The sequence below is a fragment of the Methylocucumis oryzae genome (assembly GCF_000963695.1).
GTDB classification, from domain to species: domain Bacteria; phylum Pseudomonadota; class Gammaproteobacteria; order Methylococcales; family Methylomonadaceae; genus Methylovulum; species Methylovulum oryzae.
In genome coordinates, this window is the sequence record NZ_LAJX01000022.1 from 1 (window position 1) to 17,992 (window position 17,992).

Annotated in this window: 29 protein-coding genes and 1 riboswitch; of the genes, 7 read left to right on the forward strand and 22 right to left on the reverse strand. The window is 41.6% G+C overall.

Annotated features, from left to right (window positions below; genetic code table 11):
- The first annotated feature begins 456 nt into the window (after positions 1-456).
- Positions 457-645, forward strand: a complete 189-nt coding sequence (locus VZ94_RS27785; protein WP_239649580.1) for an FUN14 domain-containing protein — start codon at positions 457-459, stop codon at positions 643-645.
- A gap of 52 nt (positions 646-697) precedes the next feature.
- On the opposite strand, the gene VZ94_RS03020 is transcribed toward VZ94_RS27785, so the two are convergent.
- The 6 genes from VZ94_RS03020 to VZ94_RS03030 form a co-directional block, all read right to left on the reverse strand.
- The gene (locus VZ94_RS03020; RefSeq protein WP_052700169.1) at positions 698-1,084 is read right to left on the reverse strand and encodes a hypothetical protein; all 387 of its coding nucleotides are present in this window, start codon (positions 1,082-1,084) and stop codon (positions 698-700) included.
- A complete protein-coding gene (locus VZ94_RS27790; RefSeq protein WP_052700170.1) occupies positions 1,068-1,274 on the reverse strand; it encodes a hypothetical protein in 207 nt (68 codons plus the stop codon). The genes VZ94_RS03020 and VZ94_RS27790 overlap by 17 nt, the downstream gene beginning before the upstream one ends.
- A gap of 2 nt (positions 1,275-1,276) precedes the next feature.
- Positions 1,277-1,528, reverse strand: coding sequence for a TonB-dependent receptor (locus tag VZ94_RS27795; protein ID WP_239649581.1), 252 nt, complete (start codon positions 1,526-1,528; stop codon positions 1,277-1,279).
- On the reverse strand, positions 1,503-2,426 hold the full coding sequence (locus VZ94_RS27800; RefSeq protein ID WP_239649582.1) for a TonB-dependent receptor plug domain-containing protein: 924 nt from the start codon (positions 2,424-2,426) through the stop codon (positions 1,503-1,505). Before VZ94_RS27800 ends, VZ94_RS27795 begins: the two co-directional genes overlap by 26 nt.
- Positions 2,398-3,156, reverse strand: a complete 759-nt coding sequence (locus VZ94_RS27805) for a TonB-dependent receptor plug domain-containing protein (RefSeq protein ID WP_239649583.1) — start codon at positions 3,154-3,156, stop codon at positions 2,398-2,400. Before VZ94_RS27805 ends, VZ94_RS27800 begins: the two co-directional genes overlap by 29 nt.
- A 107-nt stretch (positions 3,157-3,263) precedes the next feature.
- Positions 3,264-3,469: riboswitch (cobalamin riboswitch) on the reverse strand.
- 512 nt (positions 3,470-3,981) lie between these two features.
- Entirely contained in the window at positions 3,982-4,428 is a 447-nt protein-coding gene (locus VZ94_RS03030; RefSeq protein ID WP_045778114.1) for a hypothetical protein, read from the reverse strand.
- Positions 4,429-4,981: 553 nt separating this feature from the next.
- On the opposite strand from VZ94_RS03030, the gene VZ94_RS27810 reads away from it, so the two are divergent.
- From VZ94_RS27810 to VZ94_RS03050, 5 genes are all read left to right on the forward strand, one after another.
- Positions 4,982-5,290, forward strand: coding sequence for an SRPBCC family protein (locus VZ94_RS27810; RefSeq protein ID WP_239649584.1), 309 nt, complete (start codon positions 4,982-4,984; stop codon positions 5,288-5,290).
- Positions 5,291-5,489: 199 nt separating this feature from the next.
- Positions 5,490-5,933 (forward strand): PAS sensor domain-containing protein, encoded by a 444-nt coding sequence (locus tag VZ94_RS03040; RefSeq protein WP_045778115.1) that lies wholly within the window; start codon positions 5,490-5,492, stop codon positions 5,931-5,933.
- Positions 5,934-6,133: 200 nt separating this feature from the next.
- Positions 6,134-6,382, forward strand: coding sequence for a hypothetical protein (locus VZ94_RS25470; RefSeq protein WP_131655459.1), 249 nt, complete (start codon positions 6,134-6,136; stop codon positions 6,380-6,382).
- On the forward strand, positions 6,336-7,073 hold the full coding sequence (gene msrP, locus VZ94_RS03045; protein WP_109867645.1) for a protein-methionine-sulfoxide reductase catalytic subunit MsrP: 738 nt from the start codon (positions 6,336-6,338) through the stop codon (positions 7,071-7,073). Before VZ94_RS25470 ends, msrP begins: the two co-directional genes overlap by 47 nt.
- Positions 7,073-7,660 (forward strand): protein-methionine-sulfoxide reductase heme-binding subunit MsrQ, encoded by a 588-nt coding sequence (locus VZ94_RS03050; protein WP_239649585.1) that lies wholly within the window; start codon positions 7,073-7,075, stop codon positions 7,658-7,660. The genes msrP and VZ94_RS03050 overlap by 1 nt, the downstream gene beginning before the upstream one ends.
- A 271-nt stretch (positions 7,661-7,931) precedes the next feature.
- Here the strand turns inward: VZ94_RS03050 and lpxK are convergent, their stop codons facing one another.
- The 9 genes from lpxK to VZ94_RS27830 form a co-directional block, all read right to left on the reverse strand.
- Positions 7,932-8,939, reverse strand: coding sequence for a tetraacyldisaccharide 4'-kinase (lpxK, locus tag VZ94_RS03055; RefSeq protein WP_045778116.1), 1,008 nt, complete (start codon positions 8,937-8,939; stop codon positions 7,932-7,934).
- Positions 8,936-9,085: an ExbD/TolR family protein gene (locus VZ94_RS31535; protein WP_338040213.1), complete on the reverse strand. Its 150-nt coding sequence runs from the start codon at positions 9,083-9,085 to the stop codon at positions 8,936-8,938. Before VZ94_RS31535 ends, lpxK begins: the two co-directional genes overlap by 4 nt.
- A gap of 17 nt (positions 9,086-9,102) precedes the next feature.
- The gene (locus VZ94_RS27815) at positions 9,103-9,375 is read right to left on the reverse strand and encodes an ExbD/TolR family protein (protein ID WP_239649586.1); all 273 of its coding nucleotides are present in this window, start codon (positions 9,373-9,375) and stop codon (positions 9,103-9,105) included.
- A complete protein-coding gene (locus tag VZ94_RS03065; RefSeq protein WP_045778117.1) occupies positions 9,372-9,989 on the reverse strand; it encodes a MotA/TolQ/ExbB proton channel family protein in 618 nt (205 codons plus the stop codon). The genes VZ94_RS27815 and VZ94_RS03065 overlap by 4 nt, the downstream gene beginning before the upstream one ends.
- 45 nt (positions 9,990-10,034) lie before the next feature.
- On the reverse strand, positions 10,035-11,195 hold the full coding sequence (locus VZ94_RS03070) for an MFS transporter (protein ID WP_052700171.1): 1,161 nt from the start codon (positions 11,193-11,195) through the stop codon (positions 10,035-10,037).
- A gap of 30 nt (positions 11,196-11,225) precedes the next feature.
- On the reverse strand, positions 11,226-12,308 hold the full coding sequence (locus VZ94_RS03075) for an HD-GYP domain-containing protein (protein WP_052700172.1): 1,083 nt from the start codon (positions 12,306-12,308) through the stop codon (positions 11,226-11,228).
- A gap of 41 nt (positions 12,309-12,349) precedes the next feature.
- Positions 12,350-12,493 (reverse strand): DUF3391 domain-containing protein, encoded by a 144-nt coding sequence (locus VZ94_RS27820; RefSeq protein ID WP_082081350.1) that lies wholly within the window; start codon positions 12,491-12,493, stop codon positions 12,350-12,352.
- A gap of 65 nt (positions 12,494-12,558) precedes the next feature.
- Positions 12,559-12,786, reverse strand: coding sequence for a single stranded DNA-binding domain-containing protein (locus tag VZ94_RS27825; protein WP_239649587.1), 228 nt, complete (start codon positions 12,784-12,786; stop codon positions 12,559-12,561).
- Positions 12,755-13,123, reverse strand: coding sequence for a single-stranded DNA-binding protein (locus VZ94_RS27830; RefSeq protein ID WP_239649588.1), 369 nt, complete (start codon positions 13,121-13,123; stop codon positions 12,755-12,757). The genes VZ94_RS27825 and VZ94_RS27830 overlap by 32 nt, the downstream gene beginning before the upstream one ends.
- A gap of 159 nt (positions 13,124-13,282) precedes the next feature.
- Between VZ94_RS27830 and VZ94_RS03085 the strand changes: the two genes are divergently transcribed.
- Positions 13,283-13,723, forward strand: coding sequence for a hypothetical protein (locus VZ94_RS03085; RefSeq protein ID WP_045778118.1), 441 nt, complete (start codon positions 13,283-13,285; stop codon positions 13,721-13,723).
- Here VZ94_RS03085 and VZ94_RS03090 read toward each other — a convergent pair.
- From VZ94_RS03090 to VZ94_RS25735, 7 genes are all read right to left on the reverse strand, one after another.
- Entirely contained in the window at positions 13,718-14,683 is a 966-nt protein-coding gene (locus VZ94_RS03090; protein WP_239649589.1) for a cryptochrome/photolyase family protein, read from the reverse strand. The genes VZ94_RS03085 and VZ94_RS03090 overlap by 6 nt on opposite strands.
- Positions 14,684-14,690: 7 nt before the next feature.
- Complete coding sequence (locus tag VZ94_RS27835) at positions 14,691-15,083, reverse strand: deoxyribodipyrimidine photo-lyase (RefSeq protein ID WP_239649590.1); 393 nt, start codon at positions 15,081-15,083, stop codon at positions 14,691-14,693.
- Positions 15,083-15,415, reverse strand: a complete 333-nt coding sequence (locus VZ94_RS03095; protein ID WP_239649591.1) for a DUF1499 domain-containing protein — start codon at positions 15,413-15,415, stop codon at positions 15,083-15,085. Before VZ94_RS03095 ends, VZ94_RS27835 begins: the two co-directional genes overlap by 1 nt.
- Before the next feature lie 194 nt (positions 15,416-15,609).
- Positions 15,610-16,212 carry a secretin GspD/PilQ domain-containing protein gene (locus VZ94_RS03100; protein WP_082081351.1) on the reverse strand — a complete coding sequence of 201 codons (603 nt, stop codon included), beginning with the start codon at positions 16,210-16,212 and terminating at the stop codon, positions 15,610-15,612.
- Entirely contained in the window at positions 16,113-16,739 is a 627-nt protein-coding gene (locus tag VZ94_RS03105) for a secretin N-terminal domain-containing protein (protein ID WP_204369031.1), read from the reverse strand. The genes VZ94_RS03100 and VZ94_RS03105 overlap by 100 nt, the downstream gene beginning before the upstream one ends.
- The gene (locus VZ94_RS03110) at positions 16,660-17,757 is read right to left on the reverse strand and encodes a secretin N-terminal domain-containing protein (protein WP_157844837.1); all 1,098 of its coding nucleotides are present in this window, start codon (positions 17,755-17,757) and stop codon (positions 16,660-16,662) included. The genes VZ94_RS03105 and VZ94_RS03110 overlap by 80 nt, the downstream gene beginning before the upstream one ends.
- A gap of 37 nt (positions 17,758-17,794) precedes the next feature.
- Positions 17,795-17,992, reverse strand: a 198-nt coding sequence (locus VZ94_RS25735) for a hypothetical protein (RefSeq protein WP_045778122.1), incomplete at its 5' end; no start/stop codon positions are given.

Consider the following 17,992-nt stretch of genomic DNA (forward strand, 5'->3'; position numbering starts at 1 on the left):
TTGCCTGCCGTTCAAAAACACTTTTAAATGAGAACCTTTGCCAGGTTTAAACGTAGCGCCTTGTTGCTCAAGCCACTTTTTCATTTGTTTAGAGTTCATGCGGTTGCCCAATCGATTTGTGCAGATTTATGTTAACAGTTGTGTTGTTTTTTTGCAAAAAACCACAAAAATGTAAACTTTGCTGCAAACTAAGCTTCAGCATTGTAGATACGTTATCCTCACTATGGTTTATGCACCTCTGCGTTATAATGAAAACGTTTAAACAACTTCGCACTTATGCGTTATCAGCCTTCGCTTATGAATAATACGACTTTGACGACAAATTCTTTTCAAGATCTTTTTTCTTCCACGTTTTCTTTTAGGTAATATCGGCGCGCCTTTTGTGATTGGCATGTCCGTTGGTTATTTTGCTAAAAAAATGCTACGCCTTGCGTTATTTTTAGGGGGGCTGCCGTAGTGTTGTTATTTGTTAGCGAATACTACGGTGTGGTTGACATTAGCGATGCGGATTTACAACATGCGGCTAATACGGCCACGCACGCTGCCGTTTCATCAGGTGAGTTTTTGCAAAAGCGGTTATCTAGTATTACCAGTAAAGGCGTGAGCGCCGCAGCAGGTTTTTTTGCTGGGTTTAAGATGGGATAACAGGGAAGGGCCTTGCCAAGGTTCGAGAGTACCTTGGCAACTAGTGGCTTAGCTAGTCTGGCATTGACACAGGCTTTATTTTTACTCGTTGTAGCACGTTCACGATGACTAACGCGCATAACACATAAAACACCGCAGCACCTAAGTATTGAGGAAAATACTTAGCGACACGGCTAGCGTATTCAATGAAGCCCATGTCAGAAAATTTACCAGATAACCAATAAAAACTTAGGTTGGATACGGTAAACGCAGCGAACGTAGCGGGTAATGTCATACTCATTGCTTTAACTAAACCATGCGCTTGCGTCTGTAATGATGCAGCTAATTGGCCACCCCACCACATTAAGCCATACGTCGGCACTAAAAACACATACGCTGGCGATACACACCATGCACTAGTGCCTGCCGCAATCGCTGCGTAATCAATCAGCCCTGCCATCAGTAATAAAAAGCCAAAAAAAGGCTTTGCGGTAAGGTAACGAACGGCTATATCCCGCTAAGAAAAACACCGCTAATGAGGCATCGGGTAAGTGTAACGCGTCGCCAAAATGGTGGTAGCGGGTAACTACCATTAACGCAATTAATAACAAAGGGCTTGTTATCTTATGGGTATGTAGCTTGCTTATCATCGTCAATCTCCTAAAAAAAGTGTTCCGGTATAATGTAAATCGATAAAGAAATTTCTATGCGGCGTGTAATATGAATAAGCCGTTTGATAATTTTGGTCTAATAAATTGTTTAACTTAGCGGCTATTGAAAACGCTTTCGTAATATGCCAGGCTGCGCGCAAATCAACCGTGACATAACCTGCCAGTTGTACGCGCCTAGAAGGATAGGTGTCATAGTCTATATCGGGTCTATCGCCTTTTGCCAGCACATTCATGCCTAAGTCGACCTGGCCTAGTGTTTTTTGATAAATCAAATGCTAGTGACTTATCTGCTCGCCGCTGTAAACGCAACCCTGTTGTTGTATCAATAGGCTCTAACAAACTCATTGTTAACTTAGGCCGCCAGCCTGCCCATTCGGTACTAAACTCGGCTTCTATGCCTTCTATTCTGGCTTTACCAACATTAACCGGTGGCCAACCAGAAATTAAATTCTCTACATTAGTATGGTAAGCGCGTAATTCCCATTGTAAATAGCGGTGTTGACCGGCTAAGCCAACTTCAACGGTTTCTGATTCTTCCGGTTTTAACAGGGGATTACCACCGCCAAAACCCGTATCAGGCCAATACAGTTCATTAAACGTTGGCGCTTTAAACGCGTTACCAAAACTGGCAAACGGACTAATTCCCCAAGGGCTGTTATAGCGCCAGCCTATACTACCGGTGACATAATCGCCGAATGCTTGATTTTCATCCCAGCGTAGCGAGGCATTGATAAAATGGTTATCCCAGAGCTGGCTGTGCAGCTCAGTAAACACACCGACATCATAGCGCGAGCTAGCAAGGTAAGTGTCAAAACCAGGGTGAAACGTATCTAAGTCATTGCTCTCAGCCTCGTCAACGCGGTAATCTGTACCTAATGTCAATTGATGTTTATCGGATAAAGTAATTTGATTCAACCAACTTAAATTCCAGCGTGTAGTATTAAAACGGCTTTCAAATACCCCCGTGTTATAAAACGTATCTAATTGATTTAAACTCTGTCCTAGCCGTAACAGACTACGCCAGCGCGGTAAAAAGTCGATATGTCCATTGATGCCTACGACTTGATTAGCAAATTCTGAATGATTGCCGCCGTAATTGGAATCATATTCTGTTATGCCTTGTGTGCGCATAAAAAAAGGCTTCTAATTCGGCATTATTGCTGAATTTATGACCTATACGCGCATTCAAACCGGTATTGTCATAGCCATCGGCATCGGGGTCGCTATTTTGTTTGTTGTTAAAACCTTGTGAGTTGATATTCGATACGCCTAAGCTAAACCAATTAGCGCCATAACGACCATTGACCGAGCCTGCGACATGCGCTGTATCATACGTGCCACCCCCTGCCTCTAACGATACACGGGTTTGTTGTTCACTGTCGGCTTTACGAGTAAAGATTTGAATCACGCCACCTATTGCCTCCGAGCCATACAAGCTCGATTGAGGGCCGCGTATGATTTCTATGCGCTCAATTTGGTCTACCGGTATTAATTCATAAGACATAGTACCTGATGTTATTGAGCCTACTTTAATCCCATCGATAAGGACTAAGACATGGCTAGGATTTGAGCCGCGTAAAAATAAATCGGTGGTTTGGCCATAACCACCGCTTTGGCTAATCTCTACGCCTTGTACCGTTTTTAAAATATCCGGTAAGGTTTTAAACTGACTATTATCAATATCTTGACGCGTAATTACTGTAGTGCCTGTCGCTAATTGATTGTCAGGGGTATCAACACGGGTTGCTGTTACCACGACATCGGGTAAAGGGGTTATTAAAGATGAGTCTATAGATGATTGTGCGGCACTAATCACAGGATAAGTGCTAGCGATGAGAAAGATAGTGATGTGAGATTTCATAAAGCCTCTGCGCCACCCGCGCATAGCGGATAAAAATAACAGCAGAGGACAACACGCGAAAGCATTGGGCGCAATAGGGCCGTAGTTTCGAGACACTAGCCCTCCGCTGCGCCGAATCGCTTTAGGCCGGTCTCCGGGCTTATAAGTGGGATTGACCCGAATCATCGTCTTCCCATGTTTAACACAGTGACCTTATGATGATTCTTAACTTATTTACCGTTGCGGGGGCAGCGTCGGACTTGGTTTTAAACCTCACCGACTTCCCGTTTAACCGAAGGCTTTATCCCTCGGAACCTGAAAGCAGCCCGACATTATAGGGGTATCGCTAGAATTAGCAAGCTGCTTGCACTCTAAAATCAGTAACTTTAACCATTAAAGTTTAGAAAGATTAGAAAAGGCCAGATGAGGCGTCTTGTTTTGTGTCTATAGTGACAGGCTCTTGGTTACCGTTCAGAATCAGAATTTGCATCAAGATAGATAAGGATTTATCTAGTACTAAAAATAATTCCTGTAATCATAACTAAAACTAAACTAATCATTATATTTAGTAGTTTATACGCCTATTTCGGATTTACTATGTCTTCTTAATAGTTATAGTACATAATTTATAATGAGCCTACACCGAGTACAGTCAAGATTTTACTGGGAATTAAGTTTAATATTATTAAGCTAATTTCAGCACGACCTTAAATTACTCGGTGTAAGATGCATTATTGGCAGTGTGTATTGCTATAGTCGGGGTCGCTTAGTTCATGATGGGCTTCTAAATTCTTTGTCATTACCCAATGTGAAAAAATCTCAACTATTTGTTTAAACTATGATTTTTTATTCTGGAACCTTGTTATTCAAACCGCTGTTATTTGATTTACACTGAAAAATTGCAGCATCCCACTTTTCACCCGCTTTTATTCTTCCTTCAAAGCAAGCTATCTTTTCATCCGCATCATCCGTTCCTGCACAAAGGGCGATGGCATTTTTCCATTCCCATTTATCGCTGTCTCCCCATTTGATATGCCCTGTCATCACTTTATGAAAACACTCGCCCGGTTCTTCAGGGGTTTTTGTACCTTTACATAAGTTTTCTAGGTTTGCGTCTTCCCATTTATACGCACCTGCACCATCACTCGTATCCCAAGCGATTTTGTTTTGTATATGTTCTTTACACATCTTTTCATGTTCCGTAGCGCTTGCATTCTGGCTGATATTTACGCTGAAAATTAATGAAATTGCAGATAGTACTTTTACTGTATTTTTTGTGGTTAAGAAGTTCATGTGTGCCCCATATAATTATTGACAAAAACTATTTTTTGCAAACTTAGGTTAACGGTGGTTGGCGCTTTGTCAAGGAATGGAGCTAGACATAAAATTCAAACTGTAATTTGAAACACTTCTTTTGGAAAAAATATGTGATTCTAGGAATTATTTTAATAACTAGAAAAGATTTTAAGGTAACACAGTTTAATTTTTACTTGTGCTTATAGCACTAAAAAATTCTGCTGAATAATTCATTTCCATGAATTTTTTATAGCCTTATAGCAGGCAAGAGCGAAAGAAGATTTAGCAAAAGAGCTTTTTAAGTCTGGGGCTACCAACGTAAGGCGGAACAGGGTATTCAGGGTGCAGGATGCCGTGAATACATCCCTGTAGGCTTGTGTTGGCAGCATCCCTGCTGCCAACACCCTAAATACCCTGTCCCTGCTAAAGTGTGTAGCCTTAGTCTTAAGTATCAATTTGGCAATTTTTATAAATTTTAAAGCAATACATTGTCAACTAAAAATATGCTGATAAGTTAGCCACCATGAAAATGTAATCGTGGGTGATGGTAATGCTATCGTTTGGAACTACTAAGCAAGTTTTTGGTGAAGCCAGTATTTTTGTCAAAGCCAAAACACAAGATGTGTTCTGCTTTATCGCTGAAAACTTTTTTCTAAATTACCAAAAATGGGCGCCCGAAGTCATAGAGTTGCAATCTTTGGATGGCGATAAGGTTTTTATAGGCGCTAAAGGTAGACAGGTTCGACAAGATAATGAAGCGTTAATTGAATCAGTTTTTGAAATTACTGAATTCAGGCCAAATTCACTGTTTGTATTACAAGGCTTAGATAAGCCTTATAAACAAAACTTTTCAAATTGAAGAAACAGGAGAAGATGTTCAAACCAAGCTGACTTTCAGGTTTGATCTTCTGGAAATTGAGATTTTTATGAGGCCATTTGAAAAGTTAATTCGCGTTGCTATTGAAGATGGTGCTGAAAATACGGTTGAAAATATTAAAGAACTAATAATAGCTGACTATTCTCAGCTTGCTTGTTAGTTATAACCTGGGAGTCATTTTATGCCATTTATTGTAAAGAAAGACAACGGTCTTATCCCTCAAGTTTTAACTGCCATTTTAGACGAATGTGTCAATGGCGTAACATTAGCCGATCCTGATTTGGAAGATTGTCCCATAATTTATGCCAACAAGGCATTTGAAAGATTAACGGGATATAGAGATGAAGACATAGTTGGAAAGAATTGCCGGTTTCTTCAAGGAGAGGATAGGTCTCAAGATGCTCGATACAAAATAAAAGAAGCGATGAAAAATCATGAAGTAGTTGAAGTAACGCTACGAAATTACAAGAAAGACGGTACTTTATTCCATAACCATCTTAAAGTAACGCCTCTATTGGATAGTAAGGGCGTCGTGCTGTATTACCTTGGAGTTCAGTATGACATAACCTATCAAGTCGATACGGAAAGTGAAATTAAACGCTTATCCGACTTATTAAATCTATGATAATGCGTTAGATATATGAAGAGGCTTAACCAAATTGTAAGTTTTGATAACAAAACTCATTCTTTATTAATTTAAATTAAAATCTACATGAATTCTTTCTCTAAATTTCACATTTTTACGATTTGAATGTTTGATTTTTTTGAACTCGTGATACCAGATTTGGTTGTGCCAATCGAATCTATTTAGTCTTTAGGTTATGCATGATTATTAAAACACAAAAAGCTATACCATCAAGTGAAATTACAGACCCACATGTATTCAAACAGCGTCGAGAAATAATCAAAGCTTTGTTTGCCTCTGCTGTTTCAGGGTCACCAATTTCATCAGCATTCGCCACTGAACAACTTGATAGGAAAAATTTGCTTAGCGAGGACGCGATTGCCAACATAGGAACCCCACCCTATAGACCTTGTCAAGAATTATACAAACTATTACGAATTCACTTTTAATAAAGAAGATTCAACGCATTTGGCGCATAAACTCAATATTAACCCCTGGTCTGTTGAAATTATCGGCGAAGTCGAAAATCCTTTAACACTTCAAATGGAAGACTTGTTAAAGCAGCAAGCCCCGCAGGAATTTGTTTATCGTCTCCGTTGCGTCGAAGGTTGGTCAATGGTCGTGCCGTGGATTGGCTTTCCGCTCGCAAGCTTATTGAAACGTGTTAAGCCGTTGTCGACAGCAAAATTTGTCAAATTTACCTCTGTCCATCAACCAGAAACAATGCGGAACAGGATGCTGGAATGGCCTTACGTTGAAGGACTGCGTATCGATGAAGCCGTTCATCCGTTGACTATATTGGCGGTTGGCATGTATGGAGAAATATTACCAAATCAAAACGGTGCGCCAATACGGCTCGTAGTTCCCTGGAAATATGGATTCAAAAGTATAAAAGCCATTGTCAAAATCGAATTACTAAAAAATGCACCGACAACGACTTGGAATAAATATGCACCTAAAGAATATGGTTTTTATGCCAATGTTAACCCATCCGTACCACATCCGCGCTGGAGTCAATTCAGCGAAAGACAGTTAGGCAGTCGTTTTTTTTCACCGAGAAGACAAACAGAATTATTTAACGGTTACGGAGATCAAGTGGCCTCTATGTACAAAGATATGGACTTGGTGCATTTTTTCTAATGTTATTCGATATTATCAGGGAAACTTTGAATAAGTCTTACCTAGGGGCATCGCTTAAGACGCCTCTATTGAACGTCGGCTGGGTGTTATTGTTTCAGAAATGCTTTAAACTCAAGAATTTGTGTATTACAGTTTCTTTAATACCTCTATGTTGGATAGCTATCGATATTGCGTTCGATAACTTGGGCGCTAATCCCATTCAAGCATTGCATATTCGTTTGGGTGACTGGTCTTTACGTTTTTTGTGTGTGACATTAGCAATCACTCCAATTCAAAAAATTACTAAGTGGTCTGGAATGGCTAACTACCGCCAATTGTTTGGGTTGTATGCGTTTTTTTATGCAAGCTTACATGTACTATCTTATCTATATATCGACCACGCACTGGCATGGTCGATAATTGTTACCGATGTTGTGGAAAGTTCGTATATCTGGTTTGGGTTATTTGCCTATATCATTATTTTATTATTGGCCATTACATCCCCTAAATCGGCAAAAAATATTGCTGGGCAAGGCATGGAAAAAGCTTCACCGTTCTATTTACCTAGCATCTATTGCGGTGATTATTCACTATTTTTGGCAACTTAAAGGCAATTTGATGCAGCCAGTGTTTTATGCCCTAGTTATTTTTTTACTATTCGCCTTCCGTGTGGTGGAGTGGTATAAAAAAAGGCAGTTTAACCGGTTAATGATTCCTAAAAGTCGAGATATTAAGGATTGAGCCTGCATTTTAGTTTTTATTATTAAAATGATTGGGTATCGTAGTAATGCTGTTTTAACATAATAGGGCAGAGTAGTCTTAAATCTTGAGCCGATGTTATTTCTTTAGGAATCAAAGATATTGTTTTGTAAGCTATTTTTATAGTTTATTGTTAACTATCTCCATCAACCGCCTAACAAACTCTTGCTCCGGTTCGGCGGTAATCGGTACATACCAATGCCGTTCATCGGCAAAGGCTAAGCATTTAACCGCATCTTTTTCAGTCATGAGTACCGGTTTGGTATCGCTAAATTGGATATCGCTAGCATGGAATAGATGATGGTCAGGTAGGCTGACGGTGTCACAGAGTAAGCCTGCGGCGTGTAATAGATCAAAAAAGCGTTGTGGATTGCCTATTCCGGCTAAGGCATGGCATGACGCACCGGCCCAGTCGGATAACGCTTTAGTTTGTCCCGTTATTAAATTAATCGCGTGTGTGCCAATCATGCGCATAGTGAGTTCGTTATCTTCGTAACGCTCCCCGTTGACGACAATTAAATCCACACTTTGTAAACGGTTAATCGGCTCGCGTAAAGGGCCGGCGGGTAGGCAATAGCTATTGCCAAATCGGCGTTGACCGTCGATAACAGCGATTTCTATGTCTCTTTGTAACGCGTAATGTTGTAGGCCATCATCGGCGATAATAAGATTACACTGATGTTGTTCAATCAGCAGGCGTCCGGCTGCGGCTCGGTCTGGGCAGACCGCGACCGGGCCGCCGCTGTGTTTGGCGATGAGAATGGCTTCATCACCGACGTGTTCTGGGCTGCTATTAGTGTTGACTAGTTGCGGTGAGCATTGCACTTGTCCTTTAAAACCTCGACTAATCACGCCAGGGTTATAACCTTGTTGGCGTAAATACTGCGCTAACCAAATCACTAGCGGAGTTTTACCGGTGCCGCCTACCGTGATATTACCGACAATAATGACGGGCGCGGCTAGTTTATGCGATTTTAATACGCCAATACGGTATAAAAATTTTCTAAAACGGACTATGTCGCTATAGAAAAAACCTAATGGCATTAACCATACGCCTAAGAAAGGGTCTTTATACCAGACGCGTTCAGCCCATTGGCTAAGTCTGGCGAATTGAGTTGTTAAGTTCATGGTTGTGCATCCGGTCTAAGGGTGGAAAAACTAATATGGTTAAACCCTACCAGGTTAGAAGCTTGCATCGCGTTAATGACGGCTTGATGCGGACTGTTGCCATCGGCGTTAATAATAAACGGAGTTTGTTCGGGATTAACGGCGATTTTGCGTAAGGCATGGACTAAGGTATCGACTTTTTTTTATTAACTAGCTCATGTGTTAGCCCGTCGCTACCTTGTAAGTAATAGTTACCATCAGCATCAATCGATAAAATTACGCTGTTAGGGTAATCGGTAGCGGCTTCGGAATCGGCTTCGGGTAGGTTTATTTTGACTTCGGTTTGTCGGCTAAATGTACTGCACGACATGAAGAAAAATAATAGCAATAACACTACATCAACCATTGAAGTCATCGAGATTTCCGGAGGTATCCGGCGTTTTCTGCGAAAATTCATAGTAATACCTCACGTTCGCCATGCAAAATATCGACAAGTCTCAGCGCATCGGCTTCCATTTCTATAATGTATTCATCGACTAAGCGCTCAAAATAACGGTGAAAAATTAGGCTAGGAATCGCAACAGTGAGTCCCGCCGCCGTGGTAATTAATGCGACGGAAATACCTTCGGCTAATACTGCGGGGTCGCCAATACCTTGGGCAACAATAGCGCTAAAGGCTTGAATCATACCGACAACCGTACCGAGTAAGCCGAGTAACGGTGTGATTGAGGCAATCGTACCTAACGTGTTTAAATACCGTTCTAGCTTATAAACCACTTGCCGACCGGCTTCTTCTATGCATTCTTTCATGACATCACGACCATAATGACTGTTAGCAAGGCCAGCCGCCATGATATAGCCTAAACACGAGCTGTCTCTAAGCCGGTCTAAAATGTGGTCATCTAGTTTTTTTTCTCGGGATACCGCCCATACTTGTTTAACCAAACCGGGCGGGATGATTTTTTTTCGTTGTAAACTCCAAAAGCGTTCGGCAATAATCGCCATTGCGGTAATTGAGCATAAAATCAGCGGTAACATCATCCAACCGCCACTTTTAATAATTTCAAACACAGTATGTCCTATGGGTTTTAATAAATTGAGCCTTGGCGCATTATTTTAGCTGAATGCATTAAATCTGTGCGGGTTGCGGCCTATCCAAATAAAGCTAAGCAATAATGCCAGCGTGCAAGCACACGCACCGATTGAAAAGACAAAATCAGCTCCTGCTTTGTCCCAAAAATAGCCGCCGTAAAAACTGCCTATCATGCCGCCTAGTCCAAAACATAAGCTAGCATATAAAGCTTGACCCTTGCCCTGATGTAGTTTGCCAAAATACATGCGTACAAAGTGAATCGACGCGACATGCACACCGCCAAATGTCGCTGCGTGTAAAAGTTGCGCAGACAATAACAGGTATAAATTGTCGGGGAAAAAGCCAATCAGTAACCATCTGACGATAGAAAGCAATAAACTCGCTAAAAAAATACTACGCATAGAGAACCGAGTTTGCAGCCGCTTCATAACTAAGAATAATAAGATTTCGGCGATAATGCCTAATGCCCATAAACCACCGATGATGGAACCTGCGTAATGCTGTTGTTTTAGATAAATAGAATAAAACACATAATAGGGTGTATGGGCGATTTGCACTAACATGCCCACCAGTAAAAACATGAGCACTTCGGTTTTAAATAATAGACGTAGAAAACCAACCGGTTCAGCATCGTGTTGTGTGGATTGGGCGTTAGGTACGAATAGTGCGCTAAACCCAGTTAAAGCTAGCAATGCAGTAATAGCCATCGGTAAGACAGCAGAGCTAAAACGGTCTATAGCTTCGCCTACACTGGATACGGCAACAATAAAGCCTATAGAGCCCCAAAGTCTAATTTTACTGTAGCGTTGCGGCTCTTCTTTAAGATGCAACAAGGTTACGGTTTCAAACTGGGGCAGGCCTGCATTCCAGAAAAAACTCAGTGCTACCGTAATCCCTGCAAACCAAAGATAACCCTTAGCCCACATAAAACTAGCAAATATAAGCGCCGAAATGAGAGAAGTTGTCCGAATAATCAGTAAGCGCCGCTCAGTGTGATCAGCTATACACCCCCAAAAATTCGAGGCTAAAATTCTAACCCCGACAAGCAGCGCAAACTGCTCACCTATTTCAACATTATTAAAGCCGGTATTTTTTAGATATAAACTCCAATAGGGAGTAAAACTGCCAAGAGCGGCAAAGTAAAAAAAATAAAAGCTAGATAAACGCCAATAAGGTATGGACATAAGTGAATGGGTAATAAGGAACGGTATGGCTTAGGCGGTAGAGATAGAGCGTTCTAGTAAGCCGTTTTGGTAGTGGCGAATTAAGTCTATATCACATTCTTCCGCGCGCAGTATTTTTTTAATGCCATATTGACGGTAACTGTCTAACGATAAATCAATGACAAAAGGATTGCAGGTTTTTTTATTTTGATCCTTCAGCATTAATATTTTGGGTTTTAGCTTGGCTTTAGCGTGTATTTCTATGACTAAACCGGTTTCACCACTGGTTAATTCGACCACACTACCTACGGGATAAATGCCTAAGCACTCGATGAATTTCATTGTTAGGCCAGAATCTAAATGGCCATTCATTGATGATTCAGTGAGCAGTTTAATTGCATCTAGGTGTGAACGCCCATTTTGATACACGCGATCACTGGTAATGGCATCATACATATCCGTAATAGCGACTATTTTGGCGTAATGGCTAATGCGTTCTGCGGTTAATTGCCGGGGATAGCCTTTACCATCTAAACGCTCATGGTGCATGTGGGCAACGTCTATGGCACTGCCAAGCATATCAGCGGTATTGAGTAACAACCGATAACCTTTGCTAGTATGCTGTTTCATGATGTCCAATTCTTCAGCGGTGAATCTGTCGGGCTTATTTAATATTTCATTTGGAATCAACATCTTACCTATATCGTGCATTAGTCCGCATAAGCCAACTTTGTTTAACTCAGGGGTAGGTAAATTGATTTGTCGGCCTAGAGCGATAGAAAAAATACAGACATTCATGCTGTGTTGCGCAGTGTACTCATCGCGTTTTTTTAATTGCGTTAATAGCATTAAGGCATTGTGCGAATTTAAAATACTTTCAACGCAGTTATTGACAACCACTTTAGCGGCCATAGCGTTTATAGGCTTACCAAATTTCACTTCTTCCATAAACGTTTTTACCAAATTACTGGTTTTTCTATGAACGGTTACGGCGCTTTTGATTTCGTGTTTTATATCGGTGCGCGGCTTAGGCGGTATGGCTTTTTCTAAATAATCTAGGCTATAAGCCGTATTGAATTTGTTAAATCGTTCTACCTTAGTTTCCTTGGTGGTGTCGATATAAAACGTATTCACATTGCTGTTGTACTGCCTCTATATCTTCTGGGGTTTTTAATTCAAAGCCTTGAAATAAAAAATTTGGTTTGTAACCAAGGCCTGTCCAGCGCAGAGACGAACATACCTATTTTAAGGTCGTTAACATCAATTTTTTTTTTTTGTTCGGTGGATTCGATAACAAAATAATTGTCGTCTTGGCTCATAAAAACCCCCTGGTAAAGCTATTGGTTACAACTGATGCTGATTATTCAGCCCATTGAGCGCCTTATTAAAAAGGGATACCATCATCATAAGGTTCGTCAAAATTATCTAAGCTAGTATTATTGGCTTGACTACGCGTTGCCGGTTTATTGGCTGAATTATCGTAGCTTTGAGCACTGGGTTCGCTTCGTTTGCCGACTAAATCAATAATATTGGCATTTAATTCCAAGCTAGTTTTAGCGCTACCGTCTTGAGCTTTGTATTCATTTAACGATAACTCTCCGGATACAAACACTTGCTGACCTTTTTTTTAAGTAATTTTGCAAAGCGCCTTCAGCACGTTTGCCAAATACGCTCACGCGTACCCATAAAGTTTGTTGTTTATCACCAAAGCCAACATTATTGGCAACTGAAACAGTCAGTATAGCTAGGCCTGCAGGCGTGTATCTTACTTCGGCATCGCGGCCAACGGTTCCGGTAAAACTAAATACATTACTCATAATTATCTCGTCTAAAAAGGAGGAATTTAAACGCACTATTTTGACATAAAACTTAAGCGTGTCTGGGTAGAAATTCACACTTTTTGAAAAAGAGGACTTGTGCGAAACTTCATTCCAATTCATTTGTTTCATTTGTGCCAATTGTACCATTTATATGAAAGCGAGATGAATACGCTACATGCTATGAGTGGCGGGTAAATCGCCCGTATTTATGGGGAAAATCACTGCTTACCGAATCCAGCTAAGCAGCTATGATGCTGCTTTCACTAAACCAAAACAGAGGCACATAGTATGAGTTTATACCGTTTTGACGATAGCCGTATTCGTTGGCAAACCTTAGGCAACTTTGAACATTTATGGTATTTCATTTTAGATGTTGACAGTGATGGGCATATTGCTGATTTATTGTTTAAATTTGCTGCCGGGCAAAAAATCGTCTTACACCGGCATAAGGCGTTAAATACGCTTTTTGTCATTCAAGGTGAACATAGACTTTATTACCCTGATGGTAGTTTGAAAGAGGTGAGACCGACGGGCAAGTATACCCGCAGCCTGCCTAGCGATGAGCCACATAGCGAAGGCGGCGGCGATGAGTGCGATGTGATTATCTTGTTTAGTATTCGTGGTGACGGCTTGTTATACGAAATTTTAGATGACGCTCAAACGGTGATTGCAACGATTACGTTTAACGATTTACAGGCATTATACGAGCAACAAAACCAGTTGTTATGAGCGCTGCATAACGGCCTGAAAGCGTTGTTTGCTGAGCGTGCTGGCAACGCTGTGGTCTACAATAGGCTTGGGATAATCACAGCTAACGTTGTTTTTATACCAAGCATGTAAAGTAGTAATAGCAATCGGCTTAAGCTCTGGCAACCATTGGTAAATATAATCACCGTTTGGGTCAAATTTTTTCTGTTGTAGCCACGGGTTAAAAATTCTGAAATAAGGTTGAGCATCGCAGCCGGTTGAGGCTGACCATTGCCAATTACCGTTATTTAAACATGGGTCATAATCCATTAAGCGCTGGGCAAAATAGCGTTCACCCCAGCGCCAACTGATATGCAAATCTTTGACTAAAAATGAAGCCGTAATCATGCGTAGCCGATTAGGCATAAAGCCGGTGGCATTAAGCTGGCGCATTCCGGCATCGACGATAGGAAAACCGGTTTTGCCTTGACACCATAAATTAAAAAGCTCAACGTTATTATCCCAAGCAATGGCATTGCAAGCAGGATTAAACGCTTGTTTAAACACATGAGGGAAGTGATAAGCAATATGGGTAAAGAAATCGCGCCAGTAAAACTGCCTAATCAGGTCATGATCCATGCCAAAACGACTGGCTACTGCGTAATACGCTTCTCGAATAGAGCAAGTACCAAATTTTAAATACGCTGATAGCTGAGAACTAGCGTTTAACTCTGTGCGGTTAAAGTCGGATGCCTGGTTAGCGATGCGCTGGAGTATGGCTAGGCTTTGCTGTCTACCGCCAACAAGGTGTGGCTGAGGCGTTAACTTTCCTGGCTGTATGCTAGAAAGCTTGTAACGGTTTGCGTAAGGTTGAATAAAATGCTGACCGGCAAGTGGTTGAGGATTAGCGACAGCTAGTTGCCTTGCACGTTTATGGAAAGGTGTAAATACTTGATAAGCCGAGCCATTATCTTTTACTAGCTGTTCAGGACTATTCAGCAAGGCGTCGTCATAATAAAAAAAATTTTATATTTAACTGCGCGCAGGCTTGGGCGATTTCATAATCGCGTTGTCGGCTAAACAGTGTGTAATCGCGATTAATAAACACAGCGTCTAAGCGTTGGGTTTGATGTAACTCACTAATTACCTGATGCGGTAAGCCGTGCTGTAAAAGTAATTCTGCATTCAGCGATTGGTATTGCTGCGCTAAATCTGCTAATGATTCCAGCATAAACTGAAATCCAGGCACGCTTTGGTATGGATGGGATTCGGTTTGTCTAGGATCAAAAATAAAACACGGAACAACCTGACGACACAATGCCAGCGCAGCATTTAAGCCAGTATTATCCTCAAGTCTTAAATCACGGCGAAAAATAAACAGGCCAGTGTGAAACTCTGCCATTATTCAATAACGCCAGCTTTTTGCAATGTTTCACGTAACGCTTCTAAGCGTTTGCGGTTAGCACCAAATTCTTTATGGCTGACACGAGAGGCAGAACGAATATGAATGAGTTGGGCATCTCTGTCTAATACGACATTAATATCATCAATGTATCTCAGTAAAAAACTTGTTGCGATAGCATGAACGCTATCACTATTTTGATGCGTAATGACCATGCGTCCCTGTTTCGCGACGGCTTGTTTAAACTCATGCCAAGCTCTATAGGGGTCGCCTTTAATTTCTAAAGGGGCAATATAGTGTTGTTTATCAGCAATTTTTGCCTGGCTAGACAAACAATTAGGGCTGTTATCACATACGGGCAATTTTTTTACTGGCTAATACAGTATCGGACAGACCAATACTGAGTGAAAATAAAATGATTGGGTATAAGAAGTTCATAGCAGCTCTCGAGACGTTACAGATTATCGGGTAGCGACTAATGTTACATAAAAAAATGGGCTGTCAATATTGCTGGCGGTTGAGGGATTTATTTGCCAACACCACTGGCAGCTGGTTTGCTTATTTCGTCTTTTACATTCCAATTCATTTGCTCTTGAAAGCTTTTGGTTAAATACGCTGCTTCGGCTGAATTAGATACAATATGCGGTGTGATTAAGATGACCATGTTAGTGGATTTGTCTGAACGGCTAAGCGTTGAAAATAGCCAACCTAATACGGGTATATCGCCTAACCACGGCACCTTGGTGTCGGTTACGTCTTCGTTGTGCGTGATTAACCCACCTATCATAATGGTTTCACCCGAATTGGCTGTTAGCACGGTTTCAACTTTGCGTTTGAAAATAGGCGGTGTGTTATTAGATGATGTGCCAGCTTCACTCACTTCTTGACTGATTTTCAATTCGACTTTGGCGTCTTCTAAGATGGTTGGCGTAAAGCCTAAAATCACGCCGGTATCCACATAAGTAAAGTTTGCTAACAAGTTGGTGCCACTATCATTAGCTGATTGGGTATTACTAAGATTACTGGTGATTACCGCAACCTGTGAGCCAACTTGTATGCTAGCTTGCTCATTATCTTTAGTGAGTAAGCGTGGGCTGGATAAAATTTTAGCCTTTTTTGCAACGCTAATGCGTTAATTTTTGCAGCAACATCAGAGGCGGTAAAGGCGTAGCCTAATCCTCCGGTGGCTATTCCCAGCCCACCTAGGGTGCCTAGTACGCCTTTGCCTGTACTATCCTGATGCTCAACTTGCCATTCCACGCCTAATTTTGTTGTATCGTCTAAAGTAATGTCCGCCACTGTCGCTTCAATCAGCACTTGTCTAGGCTCTTTATCAAGCTGCTGTAATAAATTGTAAGCGCTACGATACGCTCTGGCTGTACCTATAAAAATTAATGCATTACGTTCTTCATCGACGACTACGCGTAAGCCTTCACCAGCTGCTGTTTCAGCGCCTTCGGTGGCATTATTATTTTTACCGGTTTGTGTGAGTTTAGAGCGGTTACCGGCAATGGCGCTGACTGGGGCGGATTCGTCTGGGTTTTTAGTGGTGGGCTTATTAAGTAGCGAGCTAGCATTAGTGGCGTTGGTATCGCCTCCACCTAAGATGTTGGATAATACTTCGCCCAGTCCTTTGGCGCTGGCGTTTTTTGACAAAATAAACATAGCTATTGGATTCCTCACCGGCGGCTTCTGCCGTGTCTAATTCTCCTACCCACTCATTGATTAAGTTAACCCAGGCCGGTTCAGGTGAGGCAATAACTAAAGCGTTAATCGGCTCGACCGTGATAATGCGCACACCATGTTTGGTTTCGCCTTTAGCTAATGGAATATCTTGCGCGGTTAACAATTCTTCTAAAGCCTTAGTAAGCTCTGAGGCTTGCCAATACACCGGCCTAATCATTAGCAGTTTTTTGTTTTGAAAATTTGGCGTGTCGATAAGCTCTATCGCACGTTGAAACGCAGCTAAACGATCTGGCATGTCTATCACAACTAACGCATTTAAGCGTGCATTGACGATGGCTTCCCCGGTTGAGCCTAAGTGCATGAAATGGCGTGCAAACGATAATGCCTCGGAAGGTTCGGCATAGCGTAACGGGATAATCGTCATCGCTCTGCCCATGTTGAGTAACACTTTACTGCGTTCGCTGACCACTAACGGAATCGTCGAGCCAGCTTTAGTAATAGGCATGACGCGCAAGCCTTGCGGTGACCACGCGATGAAGATGTCATAAGCTCTTAAGGTTTGTTCAATCATGTCGAGTAAACGTCTAGGTTTCACCGGTTGCGTAATATGCAAGGTGACGGGTTCCCTGCGACTGGCAACTTGCGCATCCATCTCAAATGACAAGCCCATGATTTCACCTAATGCCATGTGGATAAATTCATTTAACGGCAAGGCATCGACGTTAATAGCGATTTCTTCAGCGGGTAGTTTAAGTTGATCAGCGGCTTTTTCGGTTAGCGGCTGCATCAGCTTGGTATGTAAATTAGGTAAAAGCTTGCTAGACAGTTGTTGTTGCTCTAGTTTTACGTCAGGTGCTTTGTTTTGCACCGATGCTTTTTTCTTAGGCTCAGGTAATGTGCTGGGCAGCGTTAAATCGACGTTTTTGATGTTACAACCTGTTAAACTAGCGAATGTTAGCAACAAGCCAATGCTTGTAAGCTTTCGCAAAACCGTTTTGCTGCTGGTGGATAAATTGTTACGCGTGTTAACGATGTTTGCCAAATAAATACACATGTTTTGATTTTTGCTCTTGTTCAACAGTAATGCCATCGATAAAGACTTTTTTGAGAATATCACCATTCGGCAGCGTTTGACCTGGATGGTAAATTTTTAACGTAGTATCTGCCGTTTGTATGATGGCGATGTTAGGCGCTTTTACCCCTTTTAATTGCCAAGTTGCTGC

Bases quoted from the DNA above. Each gene is read 5' to 3' on its own strand.
- VZ94_RS03050 (WP_239649585.1), top strand. From the start codon at position 7,073: ATGTTATTCGATATTATCAGGGAAACTTTGAATAAGTCTTACCTAGGG.
- VZ94_RS03020 (WP_052700169.1), bottom strand. From the start codon at position 1,084: ATGGCAGGGCTGATTGATTACGCAGCGATTGCGGCAGGCACTAGTGCA.
- VZ94_RS03070 (WP_052700171.1), bottom strand. From the start codon at position 11,195: ATGTCCATACCTTATTGGCGTTTATCTAGCTTTTATTTTTTTTACTTT.
- VZ94_RS27830 (WP_239649588.1), bottom strand. From the start codon at position 13,123: ATGAAACAAATGAATTGGAATGAAGTTTCGCACAAGTCCTCTTTTTCA.
- VZ94_RS03030 (WP_045778114.1), bottom strand. From the start codon at position 4,428: ATGAACTTCTTAACCACAAAAAATACAGTAAAAGTACTATCTGCAATT.
- VZ94_RS27815 (WP_239649586.1), bottom strand. From the start codon at position 9,375: ATGAATTTTCGCAGAAAACGCCGGATACCTCCGGAAATCTCGATGACT.
- VZ94_RS27805 (WP_239649583.1), bottom strand. From the start codon at position 3,156: ATGAAATCTCACATCACTATCTTTCTCATCGCTAGCACTTATCCTGTG.
- VZ94_RS27810 (WP_239649584.1), top strand. From the start codon at position 4,982: ATGCTATCGTTTGGAACTACTAAGCAAGTTTTTGGTGAAGCCAGTATT.
- VZ94_RS27800 (WP_239649582.1), bottom strand. From the start codon at position 2,426: ATGCGCACACAAGGCATAACAGAATATGATTCCAATTACGGCGGCAAT.
- lpxK (WP_045778116.1), bottom strand. From the start codon at position 8,939: ATGAACTTAACAACTCAATTCGCCAGACTTAGCCAATGGGCTGAACGC.
- VZ94_RS03085 (WP_045778118.1), top strand. From the start codon at position 13,283: ATGAGTTTATACCGTTTTGACGATAGCCGTATTCGTTGGCAAACCTTA.
- VZ94_RS27795 (WP_239649581.1), bottom strand. From the start codon at position 1,528: ATGAATGTGCTGGCAAAAGGCGATAGACCCGATATAGACTATGACACC.
- VZ94_RS25470 (WP_131655459.1), top strand. From the start codon at position 6,134: ATGATTATTAAAACACAAAAAGCTATACCATCAAGTGAAATTACAGAC.
- VZ94_RS27790 (WP_052700170.1), bottom strand. From the start codon at position 1,274: ATGATAAGCAAGCTACATACCCATAAGATAACAAGCCCTTTGTTATTA.
- VZ94_RS03040 (WP_045778115.1), top strand. From the start codon at position 5,490: ATGCCATTTATTGTAAAGAAAGACAACGGTCTTATCCCTCAAGTTTTA.
- VZ94_RS27820 (WP_082081350.1), bottom strand. From the start codon at position 12,493: ATGAGCCAAGACGACAATTATTTTGTTATCGAATCCACCGAACAAAAA.
- VZ94_RS27835 (WP_239649590.1), bottom strand. From the start codon at position 15,083: ATGGCAGAGTTTCACACTGGCCTGTTTATTTTTCGCCGTGATTTAAGA.